At 69.5% G+C, this 15645-nt stretch carries 20 protein-coding genes; 13 read left to right on the top strand and 7 right to left on the bottom strand.

The window, feature by feature from the left end:
* The first annotated feature begins 62 nt into the window (after positions 1 to 62).
* Positions 63 to 1151, top strand: a complete 1089-nt coding sequence (gene ocd, locus AC07PA_RS08685) for an ornithine cyclodeaminase (protein ID WP_007860942.1) — start codon at positions 63 to 65, stop codon at positions 1149 to 1151.
* 3 nt (positions 1152 to 1154) lie between these two features.
* Here ocd and AC07PA_RS08680 read toward each other — a convergent pair whose 3' ends face one another.
* Genes AC07PA_RS08680 through AC07PA_RS08665 form a run of 4 tightly spaced genes read right to left on the bottom strand, consistent with a single transcriptional unit; the run spans position 1155 to position 3565 of the window.
* Positions 1155 to 1433 carry a hypothetical protein gene (locus tag AC07PA_RS08680; protein WP_494609201.1) on the bottom strand — a complete coding sequence of 93 codons (279 nt, stop codon included), beginning with the start codon at positions 1431 to 1433 and terminating at the stop codon, positions 1155 to 1157.
* A complete protein-coding gene (locus AC07PA_RS08675; protein WP_494609202.1) occupies positions 1421 to 2098 on the bottom strand; it encodes a nitroreductase in 678 nt (225 codons plus the stop codon). The genes AC07PA_RS08680 and AC07PA_RS08675 overlap by 13 nt, the downstream gene beginning before the upstream one ends.
* 8 nt (positions 2099 to 2106) lie before the next feature.
* Positions 2107 to 2505, bottom strand: coding sequence for a polyhydroxyalkanoic acid system family protein (locus tag AC07PA_RS08670; RefSeq protein WP_494609203.1), 399 nt, complete (start codon positions 2503 to 2505; stop codon positions 2107 to 2109).
* On the bottom strand, positions 2498 to 3565 hold the full coding sequence (locus tag AC07PA_RS08665; protein ID WP_494609253.1) for an aminopeptidase: 1068 nt from the start codon (positions 3563 to 3565) through the stop codon (positions 2498 to 2500). Before AC07PA_RS08665 ends, AC07PA_RS08670 begins: the two co-directional genes overlap by 8 nt.
* Before the next feature lie 125 nt (positions 3566 to 3690).
* Here AC07PA_RS08665 and AC07PA_RS08660 point away from each other — a divergent pair, with 125 nt between their 5' ends.
* Positions 3691 to 4350 carry a DNA-3-methyladenine glycosylase I gene (locus AC07PA_RS08660; RefSeq protein WP_494609205.1) on the top strand — a complete coding sequence of 220 codons (660 nt, stop codon included), beginning with the start codon at positions 3691 to 3693 and terminating at the stop codon, positions 4348 to 4350.
* A 6-nt stretch (positions 4351 to 4356) separates the two neighbouring features.
* On the opposite strand, the gene phnN is transcribed toward AC07PA_RS08660, so the two are convergent.
* From phnN to phnF, 3 genes are read right to left on the bottom strand one after another with little or no spacing between them, the layout of a single operon-like run.
* On the bottom strand, positions 4357 to 4929 hold the full coding sequence (gene phnN, locus AC07PA_RS08655) for a phosphonate metabolism protein/1,5-bisphosphokinase (PRPP-forming) PhnN (protein WP_494609206.1): 573 nt from the start codon (positions 4927 to 4929) through the stop codon (positions 4357 to 4359).
* Positions 4926 to 5660 carry a DUF1045 domain-containing protein gene (locus AC07PA_RS08650; RefSeq protein ID WP_494609207.1) on the bottom strand — a complete coding sequence of 245 codons (735 nt, stop codon included), beginning with the start codon at positions 5658 to 5660 and terminating at the stop codon, positions 4926 to 4928. Before AC07PA_RS08650 ends, phnN begins: the two co-directional genes overlap by 4 nt.
* Positions 5647 to 6417: a phosphonate metabolism transcriptional regulator PhnF gene (gene phnF, locus AC07PA_RS08645; protein ID WP_494609208.1), complete on the bottom strand. Its 771-nt coding sequence runs from the start codon at positions 6415 to 6417 to the stop codon at positions 5647 to 5649. The genes AC07PA_RS08650 and phnF overlap by 14 nt, the downstream gene beginning before the upstream one ends.
* Positions 6418 to 6492: 75 nt before the next feature.
* Here phnF and phnG point away from each other — a divergent pair, with 75 nt between their 5' ends.
* The 11 genes from phnG (at position 6493) to phnE (ending at position 15644) form a co-directional block, all read left to right on the top strand.
* Positions 6493 to 7020 (top strand): phosphonate C-P lyase system protein PhnG, encoded by a 528-nt coding sequence (gene phnG / locus AC07PA_RS08640; RefSeq protein WP_494609209.1) that lies wholly within the window; start codon positions 6493 to 6495, stop codon positions 7018 to 7020.
* Positions 7017 to 7658: a phosphonate C-P lyase system protein PhnH gene (gene phnH / locus AC07PA_RS08635; RefSeq protein ID WP_494609210.1), complete on the top strand. Its 642-nt coding sequence runs from the start codon at positions 7017 to 7019 to the stop codon at positions 7656 to 7658. Before phnG ends, phnH begins: the two co-directional genes overlap by 4 nt.
* A gap of 5 nt (positions 7659 to 7663) precedes the next feature.
* The gene (locus tag AC07PA_RS08630) at positions 7664 to 8779 is read left to right on the top strand and encodes a carbon-phosphorus lyase complex subunit (protein WP_494609211.1); all 1116 of its coding nucleotides are present in this window, start codon (positions 7664 to 7666) and stop codon (positions 8777 to 8779) included.
* Positions 8776 to 9690 (top strand): alpha-D-ribose 1-methylphosphonate 5-phosphate C-P-lyase PhnJ, encoded by a 915-nt coding sequence (locus AC07PA_RS08625; protein WP_494609212.1) that lies wholly within the window; start codon positions 8776 to 8778, stop codon positions 9688 to 9690. The genes AC07PA_RS08630 and AC07PA_RS08625 overlap by 4 nt, the downstream gene beginning before the upstream one ends.
* The gene (locus AC07PA_RS08620; RefSeq protein ID WP_494609213.1) at positions 9687 to 10145 is read left to right on the top strand and encodes a GNAT family N-acetyltransferase; all 459 of its coding nucleotides are present in this window, start codon (positions 9687 to 9689) and stop codon (positions 10143 to 10145) included. Before AC07PA_RS08625 ends, AC07PA_RS08620 begins: the two co-directional genes overlap by 4 nt.
* Before the next feature lie 5 nt (positions 10146 to 10150).
* Entirely contained in the window at positions 10151 to 10942 is a 792-nt protein-coding gene (gene phnK / locus AC07PA_RS08615; RefSeq protein WP_145694866.1) for a phosphonate C-P lyase system protein PhnK, read from the top strand.
* Positions 10939 to 11670 carry a phosphonate C-P lyase system protein PhnL gene (gene phnL, locus AC07PA_RS08610; protein WP_494609214.1) on the top strand — a complete coding sequence of 244 codons (732 nt, stop codon included), beginning with the start codon at positions 10939 to 10941 and terminating at the stop codon, positions 11668 to 11670. The genes phnK and phnL overlap by 4 nt, the downstream gene beginning before the upstream one ends.
* Positions 11667 to 12824, top strand: a complete 1158-nt coding sequence (locus tag AC07PA_RS08605; protein ID WP_494609215.1) for an alpha-D-ribose 1-methylphosphonate 5-triphosphate diphosphatase — start codon at positions 11667 to 11669, stop codon at positions 12822 to 12824. The genes phnL and AC07PA_RS08605 overlap by 4 nt, the downstream gene beginning before the upstream one ends.
* Before the next feature lie 92 nt (positions 12825 to 12916).
* Entirely contained in the window at positions 12917 to 13777 is an 861-nt protein-coding gene (gene phnC / locus AC07PA_RS08600; RefSeq protein WP_007862048.1) for a phosphonate ABC transporter ATP-binding protein, read from the top strand.
* A gap of 71 nt (positions 13778 to 13848) precedes the next feature.
* Complete coding sequence (gene phnD / locus AC07PA_RS08595) at positions 13849 to 14796, top strand: phosphonate ABC transporter substrate-binding protein (RefSeq protein WP_494609216.1); 948 nt, start codon at positions 13849 to 13851, stop codon at positions 14794 to 14796.
* 41 nt (positions 14797 to 14837) lie between these two features.
* On the top strand, positions 14838 to 15644 hold the full coding sequence (gene phnE / locus AC07PA_RS08590) for a phosphonate ABC transporter, permease protein PhnE (RefSeq protein WP_007862043.1): 807 nt from the start codon (positions 14838 to 14840) through the stop codon (positions 15642 to 15644).
* The last annotated feature ends 1 nt before the right edge of the window (position 15645 follow it).

The raw sequence follows: 15645 nt of genomic DNA, 5'->3' as shown, positions 1-15645 counted from the left end.
TGACGATTCACATTGCCTCGTGCCCGCCGGACACTGGATGCCACCGAACCGGAGACACCACCATGCGACACGACGCCAGCCCCCAACACACCAGCGTATCCACCCTCTACCTGAGTGCGCCCGAAGCGGTGGAGCTGATCCGGCGCAAGGGCCTTGCGGCCTGCCTGTCCGGCATTGCCGCCCACATCACCGAAGACTTCCTGCGCTGGGAGAGCTTCGACAAGTCCGCCCGGGTGGCCAGCTACTCGCGCGACGGCGCGATCGAGCTCATGCCGATCGCCGACGACGTGACCTACACCTTCAAGTACGTCAACGGTCACCCCAGGAACACGCGCCTGGGCCTGTCCACCGTGATGGCCTTTGGCGTGCTGGCCGACGTGGCCACGGGCACGCCGCAACTGCTCAGCGAACTGACCCTGACCACCGCCCTGCGCACGGCCGCCATGTCAGCCGTGGCCGCCAAGGCCCTGGCGCGGCCGGACAGCCGGGTGATGGCGCTGATCGGCAACGGTGCGCAAAGCGAGTTCCAGGCGCTGGCCTTCCAGCACTTGGTGGGCATCACCGCAGTGCGCCTGTACGACACCGACCCCGCCGCCACCGCCAAGCTGCAGGCCAACCTGCAGACCTCGGGCCTGGTGGTGACGGTGTGCGCCAGCACGGCCGAGGCGGTGCGCGGTGCCGACATCGTCACCACCATCACGGCGGACAAGGCGCGTGCCACGATCATCACCGCCGACATGGTGGAGCCGGGCATGCACATCAACGCCGTGGGCGGCGACTGCCCCGGCAAGACCGAGCTGCAGGCCGAGGTGCTCACGCGCGGCCGGGTCTTCGTCGAATACCCACCCCAGACCCGCATCGAGGGCGAGATCCAGCAGATGCCGGCCGACTTCGCCGTGACCGAGTTGTGGCAGGTGCTGGCCGGCCGCCAGGCCGGGCGCCGCAGCGATGACGAGGTGACGGTGTTCGACTCCGTGGGCTTTGCGCTGGAGGATTTCTCGGCCCTGCGCTTCATGCGCGATGCGGCGCTGGAATTGGGTGTGGGTGAGCGCATCCAGCTGATCCCCGACCTGGCCGACCCCAAGGACCTGTTCGGCATCCTGCGGCAGGCCGTGGCGGTTGCGGCTCCGCGCCTGCAGGCCGTGGCCTGAGGTTCAGGCCGCCGGGGCGAGGTCGGATAAGGCGATCAGCAGGCTGTTGGGCTCGGGGTTGTGGCAGGCCAGGCCCCGTGCCGCCACGTCCTCATCGAAGCGAACGAGCATACGGCCTTGCGCATTGGCGGGGCCGAGCACCGTGCCGCTGCTGCCGATCAGCCGCCAGTAGTCGTCCGCGGGCTTGCCATCCGGCGGGCCTTCGGCCGTGCCGTTGAAGCGCTGCAGCACCACGCGGGTGCCGGGCGCATGCAGGGGGCTGCCGCCGCTCAATCGCGCCACACCACGCTGCTGGCCGGGTCGGCGCGCGTGGTACGGAACTGGTTGGCAGGGTGCGCCGGATCGGCCAGGCCGAACGAGATGCCGCAGACGATGCTGCGGTCTGTGCCGATGCCCAGCACCTCGCGCAGCACGCCCGGGTAGGAGGCCAGCGCCGCCTGCGGCACCGCGGCCACACCCAAGCTGTGCGCGGCGATCAGGAAATTGCCCACGTAGGCGCCGCAGTCCACCGCGCCGTACACGCCCAGGGCCTCGTCGCTGCTCACGATGGCCACGTGCGGTGCGCCGAACATGCTGAAGTTCTCGGCCGCCTGGCGCGCCGACGCAGCCCGGTCGCCCTTGGCGATGCCCAGCGCCTCGTACAGGCCGTAGCCGCATTCGCGCCGGCGCTCCTGGTAGACGCCGCGGTACTCGCGTGGCCAGGGCAGGTCGGGCGAGGGTTGCGCACGGGTGATGGCGTCCTCAAAGGCGGCACGCAGCCGGGCCAGGGTCTGGCCGCTGGCGATGTGCACCTGCCAGGGTTGGGCGTTGCACCACGAGGCCGTGCGCTGTGCCGTGGCCAGGATGCGTTCGATGGTCGCGCGGGGCAGGGCCTCGGGCAGGAAGGATCGGCAGCTGTAGCGCGTGTGCAGCAGCTCGGAGAGGGTGTCGTGCGCAGGCGTGGTCATGGCCCGCCTCAGGCCTTCCTGGCCTTGGCCGGTGCCTTGGCGGCCGGTTTGGCCGGAGCCTCTTCGGTGGCCTTTTTCTTGGGAGCGGCCTTCTTGGCGGCGGCGGGTGCGGGTGCGGGTGCGTTGAGCAGCGCATCGAGCTGCTCGCCGATCTCGCTCTCGATGCGGTCCTTGAACGCTCCGAACAGGAAGCCGAGCTGGGCATTCATCTCGAAGCGCGTTGCATCGACCAGCAGCGTGCCCTTCACACCCGAGCGGCTGAAGTGCAGCGTGTCCTCGGTGTCGCCTTCTTCGTAGGTGCATTCCATGTCGAACTTCTCCTCGGCCTTTTCGGCCCAGGAAAAAGCGACTTTACGGGCCTGCTTGAAGCCCAGTTGGTGTTCGCGGTGGATGTGGATGTCAGGCACCGGGGGTCTCCTGGTTGGGTAGCAATTGGCGCAGCACTTCGTGGCGCTGCGCCTGGGGTTGTTCACTCAGCACACGCACCGCATCATAAAACCGGCGCCAGTCGTGTCCCTCGCGCTCGAAGATCGCCACGAAGGCGGGCACGAACTCGTTGTAGGCCGCCTGGGCACCAAAGCTGGCGTTGTTGGCGCTGGCCACCCAGCGGTCGTATCCGGCGGTCTGGGCCGGCGTGGCCTGCCAGCGCTCGCGCAGGGCCGCATAGTCGGCGCGAAAGGACTGCATGGCTGCGGCCTTCAGCGCCTCCCTGTTCGGCACGCTGTCCTGGGCGTAGAGCTTGGCGAGACGCTCGCGCGTGGCCTGGGTCAGCGCGCGGAAATCGCGCCGGCGCACCTCGCTGGCCGCGAAGGCCGTACTGGCCTGGGGCGTGGCCTGCTGGGCCAGCCAGCGTGCGCTGCCCAGCCGCTCCACTGCGGTGGCAAAGGATTCGTTGAACAGGGTGTCGCCCTTGGCGTAGACCACCTGGTGGGCCAATTCATGGAACAGCAGGCGCACGAACTCGCCCTCGGGCCAGCCGATGAAGGTGCTCAGCAGCGGGTCGCCCCCGGCCCAGTTCATGTAGCCCAGCGTGGAATAGGCGGGCACGCCATAGACCTCGACCTCCAGCCCCTCCTTGGCGAGCCGATCGGCCTCGGCGCGCGCATCGGCTTCGTCGAAGTAGCCGCGGTAGCCGATGCAGCCCGTGACCGGAAAGCACCAGGTGTGCAGCGTGAGCGAGTAGGGCGGCGCGGCCACCACGTTCCACACGGCGGCCGTGCGTTTCAGGTCCGCATAGCGGCGGTAGCTGGCGTTGTCGGGCAGGCCGAGTTCCGCCACGGCAAAGGCGCGGGCGCGCTGGGCCAGTTGCAGGCGCTCGCGCAGGGGCACGGGGATGTCGGTGCGCGCGATCCAGTCCTCCAGTGGCTCGGCCGAGCGCATCAGCTGCACATGGCCGCGCACCGATTGCCAGTAGTAGCCGAGGGCATTGCCATTGCTGGCGCAGCCGGCCAGGGCCAGGCTGGCCATGAGGACCGGCAGGGCGGCCCGCAGGCCGGGCAGAGCGGAACGTGATGCGAATGGCGTTGGCATATCCTGCGGTCAGTTTAGGGCCTGTCAGCAGCATGGCGGATGGAATTCCTAGAATCAACCTCATGACCGAAGCCACCGCCATCTCCGAGATACCCGACGGCCTGTTCGCCGACGACGCCGGCTGCCCGCGCTGCAGCTGGTGCCAGGCCACGCCGCTGTACCGCCACTACCATGACAGCGAATGGGGCTTCCCGGTGGCGGATGACCGGCGCCTGTTCGAGAAGCTGTGCCTGGAAGGCTTTCAGTCCGGCCTGAGCTGGCTCACCATCCTCAACAAGCGCGAGGGCTTTCGGGCTGCGTTCGCGCAGTTCGATGCAGTGCAGGTCGCAGAGTTCACCGACGCCGATGTGGAGCGCCTGGTGGCGGACGCGGCCATCGTGCGCCACCGCGGCAAGATCGTCTCGACCATCAACAACGCCCAGCGTGTGCTGGAGCTGCGCCAGGAGTTCGGCTCGCTCGCGCACTACGCCTGGCGCTACGAGCCGCCGGCCGGCGAGCGGCCCGAGCGCATCACGCGCGACGTGGCGCGCACCTTCATCACATCGCCCGGGTCGATCGCGATGTCCAAGGACCTCAAGAAACGCGGCTGGAGCTTCGTCGGCCCGACCACGGTGTATGCCTTCATGCAGGCCATGGGCCTGGTCAACGACCACCTCGAAGGCTGCCATGCGCGCGAGAAGGCGCTCAAGGCGCGGGCGGACTTCGCCGTGCCCGGGCGCTGACCCGGTTCAGCCCGGCCAGCCGGGCAGCCTTTGAAGGGCCTGAAGCAATTGCCGGCCCGCCTCGTCCAGGCTGGTGTCGTTGCGCACCTCGATGCCGGCCGTGCCCGGCGGCGCCAGAAAGCGCAGCGCGCGCTGCACGCGCTGTTCCACTTCGTCGGAGTTTTCCCGGCCCCGGGATTGCAGGCGCTGGCGCAGCACCTCGGGGCTGGCCGTGATGTGCACGGCCACCAGGGCCGGGTAGCGCTGCAGCGCCTCGGGCAGGTAGGCGCGCGAGCCGTTGACCAGCAGCCAGCGGCCCCGGGCCAACGGGTCCAGCTCGCCGTGGCGCACGCCGTAGGCCAGTCCATTGGCTTCCCAGTGCAGGGCAAACGCGTTGGCGGCGCGCAGCGTGGCATGCTCTTCGGGCGTGGTGCTTTCGTGGGCCTCGCCTGCGGAGGCCGCGGGGCGGCTGATGGTGCGCCGTGCCCATTGCATGGGCAGTGCGGGCGGCAGGTGCTGGCGCAGCCATTCGAGCAGGCTGTCCTTGCCGGCGCCCGAGGGGCCCATGAAATACAGCAATTTCGCCGCGGTGCTGCTCATGCGCCCAGCTCCAGGTGGTCCAGCAGCACGAAGTCGGCGCCCGGCGTGGGCTCGGCGAAAAGTGCCAGGCTGTTGAAGCGCAGGGGCGGCAGGTCGGCGAAGAACTGGTCGGCAGCGTCCTGTACCAGCTCCACGGTCTCGTCATCCGCACCCGCGAGCGATCCGGTCAGCGACATGTGGAAGCGGAACTCCTCCAGCACGAAGGGATAGCCCCACTGCTGCAGCAGTTCATCCTGCCGGGGCGTGAGCCCGGCGGCGCGGCGGCGCGCCAGGTCAGCGGCCGACAGGGGCGCGGCCAGGGGCTGCAGCTGCTTCACGCAGGCAGCGGCTGCGGCCTGGATCTCGGCGTTGGCCGGGTGCGATCGCGTGGGCACCAGCGCGAGGAAGTCGTCGATGCGCTCGACCTGCATGGGCGGCAGGGCGAAGGGGCGCAGGCTGCCGGCCAGGGTCTGCACGGCATGGTGCAGCGTGAGCCAGTCCACGCCCGGCGCCAGTGCAAACGGGGCCTTGAGCGTGGCGTGCCAGCCATAGCGGCGCGGGGCGGCGGTCAGGCGTTCCAGCGCGTCCTTGGCGACGCCGTGGATGTCCAGTTGCTGCATAGGCTGCAGCAGCGCGGCGCATCGGCCCAGCCAGTGGCTGCCGGCCAGCCAGGCCAGGGTGCCGGGGTGGGGCGCGAAGTACACCGCATAGCGGTGCGCGGTAGCGGGGGAGGGGGTGTTACTCGTCGTCATGGGTGATGGTGAGTTTGACGCGGTCGCCCGCGAACCAGGCGCGCGCCCATTCAATGGGCGTACCGGCCAGGTCGACGTTCAGGCTCTCGACCAGCAGCACCGGGCGCGCGGCGGGCTGGCGCAGCTCGGCGGCCACGGTGGCATCGGGCAGCTCGGCGGTGATGCGGCTCTCGCGCCGGGTGTAGTCGGCCACGCCGTGTGCGGTGAAGCCGGCGGTGATGGAGCCGGTCTCGCGCACCACGGCGGCCAGGCCCTCGAAGCGGGGCAGGGGAAAGTAGCGCTCGCTCACGTGCAGCGGCTGGCCCTCGGCCTGGCCGATCACGCGCAGTTGCAGCAGCGGGCTGCGGGCCGGCACCTGCAGGGCCTTGGCCAGGGCGGCCGTGGCGCGCACCGATTGTTCCTGCAGCACCACCAGGCTGCCGCGCAGGCCCGCCTGGGCCAGGCCCTGCTGGTGGCGCACGCGCTTGCCCAGGGCCAGGTCCACCGCGAAGTCCTCCACGTAGGTGCCGCTGCCCTGGGTGATGCGCACCAGCCCCTGGTTGCACAGGCTGGCCAGCGAGCGGCGGATGGTGTGGCGGTTCACCCCGAACTGCTCGGCCAAGGCATGTTCCGAGGGCAGGCGCTGGCCCGGGGGGTAGATGCCGCTGCCGATGGCCTCGGCCAGTTCGGCGGCAATGCGGGTCCAGAAGCTGTCGCGTGCCGGGCGTGCGGCAGGGGCGGGGTGGGCAAGAACTTGTGTGCTGGTGGTGGCTGTCATGAAACCTACATGCGCGCTGTCTAAGCTGGCGCCAGTTGTTCAATTTGTCTATACAACTTCAAGAGTACCACCTCCATGTTTCAAGCCTTTGACAACCCCGGCCCGGGCCGCCCGCTGGCGCGGGCGCACTGGATGGCGCTGCTCGCCCGGGCACCCATCGACATCCTGGAGCCTGCGCTGCACGGCCATGCCGCGCTGCCCGCCCGCTGGCTGCGTGCCCCCGAAACCGGGCTGATGATGGTGCAGGGCCGCGCCGGCGGCACCGGCGAGCGCTTCAACCTGGGCGAGGTCACGGTCACCCGCTGCGCACTGCGCGTGGAGGCGGATGCTGCCGAGGGTGGTGAGCCCACCGTGGGCGTGGCCTACGTGCTCGGCCGCTCGCACCGCCAGGTGCAGTTGGCCGCGCTGGCCGATGCGCTGCTGCAGGACCCTGCGCGCCAGGCCGCGCTCGACGCCAGCCTGCTCGACCCCATTCGCCGCCACCTGGCCCAGGCGCAGTCCGAGCGCCAGGCCCGGGCGGCCAGCACGCGGGTGGACTTCTTCACCGTGGCGCGCGAGAGCGGCAGCATCAACGACGACGGCAGCGAGGAGGACCAGGCATGAGCACCACCCCGACGACCTCCCTGTCCGCATTGGGTGCGGGCTTTTCCAGCGAGGCCCTGGGCAGCCAGGCCGTGTTCCGCTCGGTGCTCAAGGCGCTGTCCCAGCCTGGTGACCCGGTGGCGCTGGAGCACGATGCCGAGGTGCCCGCCACGGGCCACGCCGCATCGGCCGCCGTGCTGCTGGCCCTGCTCGACAGCGAATGCACGCTGTGGCTCTCGCCCACGCTCGCTGCCAGCCAGGCCGGCACCTGGCTGCGCTTTCACACCGGCTGCGTGCTGGTGGACGCCCCCGGGCAGGCCCGGTTTGCCTGGGTGGCCGCAGGGGACGCCCTGCCCGCGCTGGCCAGCCTGCAGCGCGGCAGCGACGAGTACCCCGACCAGTCTGCCACCTGCGTGATCGACGTCGCGGTGCTGGCGCCCGCGCTGGCCGGCACGGACAGCTGGCGCCTGTCGGGCCCCGGCATCCAGGCGGTGCAGCACCTGCGCGTGGCCGGCCTGCCCGAGGACTTTGTGCCGCAGTGGGCCGACAACCACGGCGCCTTCCCGCGCGGGGTGGACGTGGTGCTGGCCACGGCCACGCACATCGCCGGCCTGCCGCGCACCACCCGCATCGAATCACCATCCACCGTGGAGGCCTGAGCCGCATGTACGTTGCCGTCAAGGGCGGGGAAACCGCCATCCTCAACAGCTACCGCCTGCTGGCCGAGCAGCGCCGGGGCGACACAGCCGAGCCGGAACTCTCGGTGGCGCAGATCCGCGCGCAGCTCAAGCTGGCCGTGGACCGCGTGATGACCGAAGGCTCGGTCTACGATCCCGAGCTGGCGGCCCTGGCCATCAAGCAGGCAGCGGGCGACCTGGTGGAAGCCATCTTCCTGCTGCGCGCCTACCGCGCCACCTTGCCGCGCCTGGGCACCACCTTGCCGCTGGACACCGCGCGCATGGCACTCACCCGGCGCATCTCGGCCACCTTCAAGGACCTGCCCGGGGGCCAGGTGCTCGGCCCCACCTACGACTACACCCAGCGCCTGCTGGACTTCACGCTGCTGGCCCAGGGCGATGCACCGGCGGCAACGGCCGCCTCCGCGCCGCTGACCGATGCGCCGGCGACCACGCCGCGCGTGGTCGACCTGCTCAACCAGGAAGGACTGATCGAGACCCGCCCCGTGCCCCCGGGCGACCCGGCCCCGGCCGACCTCACGCGCGAGCCGCTGCGCTTTCCGGCCAACCGGGCCACGCGCCTGCAGAACCTGGCGCGCGGCGACGAGGGCTTCCTGTTGGCCATGGCGTATTCCACGCAGCGCGGCTACGCGCACTCGCACCCCTTCGTCGGCGAGTTGCGCCTGGGCACGGTGGCGGTGGAAGTCGTGCCCGAGGAACTGGGCTTTGCCATCTCCATCGGCGACATGGAGCTCACCGAGTGCGAGATGGTCAACCAGTTCGCGGGCAGCAAGCAGCAGCCGCCGCAGTTCACGCGCGGCTACGGCCTGGCCTTCGGCCACAGCGAGCGCAAGGCCATGGCGATGAGCCTGGTAGACCGCGCCCTGCGCGCCGACGAGCTGGGCGAGCCGGTGGAGTCGCCCGCGCAGATGCAGGAGTTCGTGCTCTCGCACAGCGACAGCCTGGAAGCCTCGGGCTTCGTGCAGCACCTGAAGCTGCCGCACTATGTGGACTTCCAGTCCGAGCTGGAGCTGGTGCGCCGCATGCGTGCCACCGCGGCCACAGCCCCTGCCGACGACACCCCCGAAGGAGACGACGCATGAACGCGCCCCACGAGCCCGCACTGATGGGCCTGCCGGCCGATGCCGCAGCCACGGACGGCCACTTCAACTTCGCTTACCTGGATGAGCGCACCAAGCGCATGATCCGCCGGGCCATCCTCAAGGCCGTGGCCATTCCGGGCTACCAGGTGCCCTTCGGTTCGCGCGAGATGCCGCTGCCCTATGGCTGGGGCACGGGCGGCATCCAGGTCACGGCGGCCATCATCGGGCCTGACGACTGCATCAAGGTCATCGACCAGGGCTCGGACGACACGGTCAACGCCGTCAACATCCGCCGCTTCTTCGAGCGCACCACGGGCGTGGCCACCACCACGCGCACCACCGAGGCCACGCTGATCCAGACGCGACACCGCATCCCCGAGACGCCGCTGGCGGAGGGTCAGGTCCTCGTCTACCAAGTGCCGGTGCCCGAACCCATGCAGCGCCTGGAGCCGCGCGAGACCGAGACACGCACCCTGCACGGCCTGGCCGAGTACGGGCTCATGCACGTCAAGCTCTACGAGGACATCGCGCGCTACGGCCACATCGCCACCACCTACGACTACCCGGTGCTGGTCAATGGCCGCTATGTGATGGCGCCGTCGCCCATCCCCAAGTTCGACAACCCCAAGATGCACATGAACCCGGCGCTGCAGCTCTTCGGCGCGGGCCGCGAAAAGCGCATCTACGCCGTGCCGCCCTACACGCCGGTGGAAAGCCTGGGCTTCGAGGACCACCCCTTCGAGGTGCAGCGCTGGGACTGCGGCTGCGCCCTGTGCGGCGCCACGGACAGCTTCCTCGACGAGGTCATCACCGACGACCAGGGCACGCGCATGCATGTGTGCTCCGACTCCGACTACTGCCAGGAGCGCCAGGCCGCGGCGGTAGCCGCGTCCGAAGGGGAGCCCGCATGAGCACCGTGATCCTGCGCGAAGCCACCGAGGCCGATCTCGACGAGGTGCTGGCCCTGTACCAGGGCATCGAGGACACCCCCGAGCACGTGCTCACGCTGGAGGACGCCCGGGCCATGCTGGTGCAGTTCAGCACCTACCCGAGCTACCGGCTGTGGGTGGCCTGCGAGAGCACCGGGTCGGGCGCCGACGTGGTCGGCACCTACACCCTGCTGGTCATGCACAACCTGGCCCACCGGGGCGCGCCTTCGGCCGTCGTCGAGGACGTGGTGGTGGCCGCCGACCGCAAGGGCCAGGGCATCGGTCGCCAGATGATGGCCCACGCCGTGCAGCTGGCGCGCGAGGCCGGTTGCTACAAGCTGGCCCTGTCGTCCCACCGCAAGCGCACCGATGCGCATGCCTTCTATGAATCCCTGGGCTTTGCGCAGCATGGCCTGAGCTTCTCCATCGAACCCTGATCGCCATGGACGCCACCCTTTCATCCCCCACCCCCCTGCTCAGCGTGCGCGGCATCGGCAAGCGCTATGGCCAGCGCGTCGCGCTGCAGGATGCCTCGTTCGACCTGTGGCCCGGCGAGGTGCTGGCCGTGGTCGGCGAGTCCGGCTCGGGCAAGTCCACCCTGCTCAACGCCGTGGCCGCACGCAGCCGGCCCGATGCGGGCAGCGTGCACTTCCAGGACCGCAGCGGCACGCTGCAGGACGTGCTGGCCATGGGCGAGGCACAGCAGCGCCTGCTGGCGCGCACCGACTGGGGCTTCGTGCACCAGAACGCGGCCGACGGCCTGCGCATGGACGTTTCGGCCGGCGCCAATGTGGGCGAGCGCCTCATGGGCCTGGGCGAGCGCCACTACGGCCGGCTGCGCGCCACCGCCACCGAATGGCTGCAGCGCGTGGAGATCGATGCCAGCCGCATCGACGACGCGCCGCGCGCCTTCTCGGGCGGGATGCGCCAGCGCCTGCAGATCGCCCGCAACCTGGTCACCCAGCCGCGCCTGGTGTTCATGGACGAGCCCACCTCGGGCCTCGATGTCTCGGTGCAGGCGCGCCTGCTGGACCTGTTGCGCCAGCTCACGCGGCAGATGCAGCTGGCGGCCATCGTCGTCACCCATGACCTGGCCGTGGCCCGCCTGCTGGCCCACCGCATGGTGGTGATGCAGCGCGGCCGGGTGGTCGAGTCGGGCCTCACCGACCAGGTGCTCGACGACCCCCAACACCCCTACACCCAGCTCCTCGTTTCCTCGGTACTGCAACCATGATGATGAACACCCACCCACCCATCCTGGAGCTCAAGGGCGTGGCAAAGCGCTTCACCCTGCACCACCAGAACGGCATCGAGCTGCCCGTGCTCGGCAACGTGGACCTGAGCGTGGGCCCGGGCGAATGCGTGGTGCTCGACGGCCCGTCGGGCATGGGCAAGAGCACGCTGCTCAAGATGGTCTATGCCAACTACCGCGCCAACGCCGGCAGCATCCGCGTGCAGCCGGCCACCGGCCCCGCGGTGGACGTGACCCGGGCCACGCCGCGCGAGCTGGTGCAGCTGCGCCGCGACACCATCGGCTACGTGAGCCAGTTCCTGCGCGTGATCCCCCGCGTGAGCGCGCTCGACGTGGTGGCCGAGCCGCTGGCCGAAGACGCCGGCAGCGACGAGGCGGCCCTGGCGGCCGCGCGCGACACCGCCCGCACCTGGCTCGACCGTCTGCGCATTCCCGAACGCCTGTGGCACCTGCCGCCCGCCACCTTCTCGGGCGGGGAGCAGCAGCGCATCAACATCGCCCGCAACATGATCAAGCCCAAGCCCCTCTTGCTGCTCGACGAGCCCACCGCATCGCTCGACGCCGCCAACACCGACACGGTGATCGCCATGGTCCGCGAGGCCGTGGCGCGCGGCGCCGCGCTGGTCGGCATCTTCCACGACGCGCATGTGGGCGCCGCCGTGGCCACGCGCCGCGTGAACGTGGCGGACTTCTGCGGGGTGGCCGCATGAGCGCAGCAGCTGTATTTCACAACGCCCGCATGGTGCTGCCCGGCGAGGTGGTGCAAGGCTCGCTGTCGGTGCGGGACGGACGCATCGACGCCCTGGCTTCGGGCGGCACGGCCGCGCTGCAGGGCATCGACCTGGGCGGCGACTACCTGCTGCCCGGCCTGGTGGAGGTGCATACCGACAACTTCGAGCGCCACCTGATGCCGCGCCCCAAGGTGCAGTGGGCCGAGATGCCGGCGCTGCTGGCGCACGACGCCGAGATTGCCGCGGCCGGCATCACCACCGTGCTCGACGCGCTGGGCGTGGGCGAGGCCGACGTGGACAGCCTGCGCGGCAGCGCCTGGAACCGCGTGCTCGACACCATCGACACCTGCACCGAGCGCAACCTGCTGCGCGCCGACCACCACCTGCACGTGCGCTGCGAGCTGCCCGCGCCCAACACCATCGACCTGTTCGGCCCCTTCCACGGCCACCCGCGCCTGTCGCTGATCTCGCTGATGGACCACACCCCGGGCCAGCGCCAGTGGGAGAACCTGGAGCAGGCGCGCACCTACTACACCGGCAAGAAGGGCTGGAGCAGCGAGAAGTTCGAGCGCCAGGTGCAGCATGCCGCCACCCTGCAGGCGCAGTACGCCGAGCCGCACCGTGCCTATTTCGTGGACTACTGCCGCACCCATGGCATCGCGCTGGCCAGCCACGACGACACCACGGTGGCGCATGTGGAGCAGGCCCATGCCGAGGGCGCGGGCATGTCGGAGTTTCCGACCACGCTGGCAGCGGCCCAGGCAGCGCACGAGCGCGGTCTGCTCACCGTGATGGGCGGGCCCAACGTGGTGCGCGGTGGCTCGCATTCGGGCAACGTGGCGGCGGCGGACCTGGCGCGCCAGGGCCTCCTGGACATCCTGTCGTCCGACTACGTGCCCGGCAGCCTGCTGAGCGCCGTGATGCGCCTGGTGCACGACGGCATCCTCACCCTGCCCGAGGCCGTGGCCACCGTCACGCGCAATCCGGCGCGCGCTTCGGGCATGCATGACCGGGGCGAGCTGGTTCCTGGCCTGCGCGCTGACCTGATCCAGGTGCACATGGCCGACCTGCCCGGCGGCGCCCAGCAGGCCGTGGTGCGCGGTGTCTGGCGCGAAGGGCAGCGGGTTCTCTGAACGTAGCTTGACATGCAAATTTCCCGCAACTGTCAAGGCACTGTCACAGCCGCCTCCCACACTGCATTTGTATAGACGACTTGGAATCCGCCATGCCCATCGCCCTCCGCATCGAGCAACTGAACAAGCATTTCGCCAACGGCAAGCACGCGCTGCGCGACATCGACCTCACGGTGCATGCCGGCGAGATGGTGGCGCTGATCGGTGCCTCGGGCTCGGGCAAGTCCACGCTGCTGCGCCATGTGGCCGGCCTGGTCGTGGCCGACGGTGACAGCCACTCGCTGATCGAGGTCGATGGCCGTTGCGTGCAGCAGGGCGGGCGCATCCACCGCGACATACGCAAGGTGCGCTCGCAGGTGGGTTTCGTGTTCCAGCAGTTCAACCTGGTGGACCGCCTGCCCGTGATGATGAACGTGCTGGTGGGCATGCTGCACCGTACGCCCAAATGGCGCGGCTGGCTGCGCGTTTTCCGCCCGCACGAGCGCGCCCTGGCACTGGAGGCCCTGGCCCGCGTGGGCATTGCCGACTGCCATGCGCAGCGCGCCTCCACCCTGTCGGGCGGGCAGCAGCAGCGCGCGGCGATCGCGCGCACCCTGGTGCAGGGTGCCAAGGTGGTGCTGGCCGACGAACCCATCGCCTCGCTGGACCCCGAATCCTCGCGCAAGGTCATGGACATCCTGGCGCGCATCAACCGCGAGGACGGCAGCACCGTCATCGTCTCGCTGCACCAGGTGGACGTGGCCATCAAGTACTGCCCCCGCGTGGTCGCATTGCACCAGGGGCGGGTGGTCTACGACGGGCCCTCGGCCGCCCTCACGCCGGCACTGCTGCGCGAGCTCTATGGCGTGCAGGCCGACGAGATCCTGGGCGCCAGCCTGCCCCAGGCGCCGGTCACCGCGCCTGCGCAGCAGCCCGCCAATGGCTGGGTGCCGCCCCTGGCCCAGGCGGCCTGAGTCTCCTTCTTCGCTCTCTCCCGCGGTTTCCGCATCCCTTTCGACCGTTCTCCCTTTCACTGGAGCCATCCATGTTCAAGAAACTGTACGCGACCCTGGCCATCGGCCTGGGCATGACCACGGGCGCCTTCGCCCAGGACATCAACTTCGGCATGATCTCGACCGAAGCGACGCAGAACCTCAAGGCCGACTGGCAGCCCCTGCTGGACGACATGGCCAAGCAGACGGGCCTGAAGATCAACGCCTTCTTCGCCTCCGACTACGCCGGCCTCATCGAAGCCATGCGCTTCAACAAGATGCAGGTCGCCTGGCTGGGCAACAAGTCGGCCATGGAGGCCGTGGACCGCGCCAATGGCGAAGTCTTCGCGCAGATGGTCAACGCCGACGGCACCCAGGGCTACTACTCGCACCTGATCGTGCACAAGGACAGCCCGCTGGCCACCTTGGACGACGTGCTCAAGAACGGCAAGTCGCTGAGCTTTGGCAACGGCGATCCCAACTCCACCTCGGGCTTCCTGGTGCCCGGCTACTACGCCTTTGCCCAGAACAAGATCGACGCCAAGACCCATTTCAAGGTGGCGCGCAGTGCCAACCACGAGACCAATGCCCTGGCCGTGGCCAACAAGCAGGTCGACGTGGCCACCAACAACAGCGAGAACCTCGAGAAGATCAAGGAACGCCAGCCCGAGAAGTTCAAGGACATCAAGATCGTCTGGACCTCGCCGCTGATCGCGCTCGACCCGCTGGTGATGCGCAAGGACCTGCCCGAGCCGCTGAAGGCCAAAATCAAGGACTTCTTCTACAACTACGCCAAGACCGATGCGCGCGAGAAGGAGATCGTGATGAAGATCTCCAAGCTCTCGGGCTTCAAGCCCTCGACCAACGCGCAACTGACACCCATCCGCCAGCTCGACCTGTTCGGCAAGCGCAACAAGATCGAAGGCGACGCCACTCTGGCCGACGCCGACAAGAAAACCCGCCTGGCCGAGATCGACCAGCAGCTGGCGTCCCTGAAGTAAACAAGCCAGCCAGCACGCAACGCATCCGGCCAGTCCCCACCATGTCTTCCGCATTGACCCCTTCGCTCGCGACCCTGGCGAGCACCACTGCGCCCAAGCGCAGCCTCGCCTGGTATCTCTCCTGGGGCATCCTGCTGGTGGTGCTGGCCGCATCCTGGAAGGGCGCCGACATGCGTCCGCTCGACCTCGTCCGCGACTCGGGCAACATGGCCCAGTACGCGGCCGAGTTCTTCCCGCCGAACTTCTCGCAGTGGCAGATCTATGTGCAGGAGATGCTGGTCACGCTGCAGATCGCGCTGTGGGGCACGGCGCTCGCGGTGGTCACGGCCGTGCCGCTGGCGCTGCTGGCCTCGTCCAACATCGCGCCCTGGTGGGTCAACCAGCCGGTGCGCCGCGTGCTCGACGCCTGCCGCGCCATCAACGAGATGGTGTTCGCCATGCTCTTCGTGGTGGCCGTGGGCCTGGGGCCGTTTGCCGGCGTGCTGGCGCTGTGGATCCACACCACGGGCACGCTGGCCAAGCTGTTCTCCGAGGCGGTCGAGGCCATCGACCCGCAGCCCGTGGAAGGCATCCGCTCCACCGGTGCCAGCGCGCTGCACGAAATCATCTACGGCGTGATCCCGCAGGTGATCCCGCTGTGGATCTCCTACACCCTCTACCGCTTCGAGGCCAATGTGCGCTCGGCCTCGGTGGTGGGCATGGTGGGGGCCGGCGGCATCGGCGTGGTGCTGTGGGAGATCATCCGCGGCTTCCAGTACGCCGAGACCTGTGCGGTGATGCTCATCATCGTGGTCACCGTGAGCGTGATCGACCTGGTGTCCGCCCGCATCCGCAAGACCATGATCTAGG

The organism is Acidovorax sp. GW821-FHT09B03 (genome assembly GCF_059418305.1).
Note: the sequence above shows the minus strand (reverse complement) of the source record. Positions and strands in the feature narration are given on the sequence as shown.

What these genes read in the sequence shown, in the direction of transcription:
- phnF (WP_494609208.1), bottom strand. Translation starts at nt 6,417, where the DNA reads ATGACAGCCACCACCAGCACACAAGTTCTTGCCCACCCCGCCCCTGCC.
- phnN (WP_494609206.1), bottom strand. Translation starts at nt 4,929, where the DNA reads ATGAGCAGCACCGCGGCGAAATTGCTGTATTTCATGGGCCCCTCGGGC.
- phnG (WP_494609209.1), top strand. Translation starts at nt 6,493, where the DNA reads ATGTTTCAAGCCTTTGACAACCCCGGCCCGGGCCGCCCGCTGGCGCGG.
- AC07PA_RS08675 (WP_494609202.1), bottom strand. Translation starts at nt 2,098, where the DNA reads ATGACCACGCCTGCGCACGACACCCTCTCCGAGCTGCTGCACACGCGC.
- AC07PA_RS08665 (WP_494609253.1), bottom strand. Translation starts at nt 3,565, where the DNA reads ATGGCCAGCCTGGCCCTGGCCGGCTGCGCCAGCAATGGCAATGCCCTC.
- AC07PA_RS08605 (WP_494609215.1), top strand. Translation starts at nt 11,667, where the DNA reads ATGAGCGCAGCAGCTGTATTTCACAACGCCCGCATGGTGCTGCCCGGC.
- phnD (WP_494609216.1), top strand. Translation starts at nt 13,849, where the DNA reads ATGTTCAAGAAACTGTACGCGACCCTGGCCATCGGCCTGGGCATGACC.
- AC07PA_RS08625 (WP_494609212.1), top strand. Translation starts at nt 8,776, where the DNA reads ATGAACGCGCCCCACGAGCCCGCACTGATGGGCCTGCCGGCCGATGCC.
- phnC (WP_007862048.1), top strand. Translation starts at nt 12,917, where the DNA reads ATGCCCATCGCCCTCCGCATCGAGCAACTGAACAAGCATTTCGCCAAC.
- ocd (WP_007860942.1), top strand. Translation starts at nt 63, where the DNA reads ATGCGACACGACGCCAGCCCCCAACACACCAGCGTATCCACCCTCTAC.
- phnH (WP_494609210.1), top strand. Translation starts at nt 7,017, where the DNA reads ATGAGCACCACCCCGACGACCTCCCTGTCCGCATTGGGTGCGGGCTTT.
- phnL (WP_494609214.1), top strand. Translation starts at nt 10,939, where the DNA reads ATGATGATGAACACCCACCCACCCATCCTGGAGCTCAAGGGCGTGGCA.
- phnE (WP_007862043.1), top strand. Translation starts at nt 14,838, where the DNA reads ATGTCTTCCGCATTGACCCCTTCGCTCGCGACCCTGGCGAGCACCACT.
- phnK (WP_145694866.1), top strand. Translation starts at nt 10,151, where the DNA reads ATGGACGCCACCCTTTCATCCCCCACCCCCCTGCTCAGCGTGCGCGGC.
- AC07PA_RS08650 (WP_494609207.1), bottom strand. Translation starts at nt 5,660, where the DNA reads ATGACGACGAGTAACACCCCCTCCCCCGCTACCGCGCACCGCTATGCG.
- AC07PA_RS08660 (WP_494609205.1), top strand. Translation starts at nt 3,691, where the DNA reads ATGACCGAAGCCACCGCCATCTCCGAGATACCCGACGGCCTGTTCGCC.
- AC07PA_RS08620 (WP_494609213.1), top strand. Translation starts at nt 9,687, where the DNA reads ATGAGCACCGTGATCCTGCGCGAAGCCACCGAGGCCGATCTCGACGAG.
- AC07PA_RS08630 (WP_494609211.1), top strand. Translation starts at nt 7,664, where the DNA reads ATGTACGTTGCCGTCAAGGGCGGGGAAACCGCCATCCTCAACAGCTAC.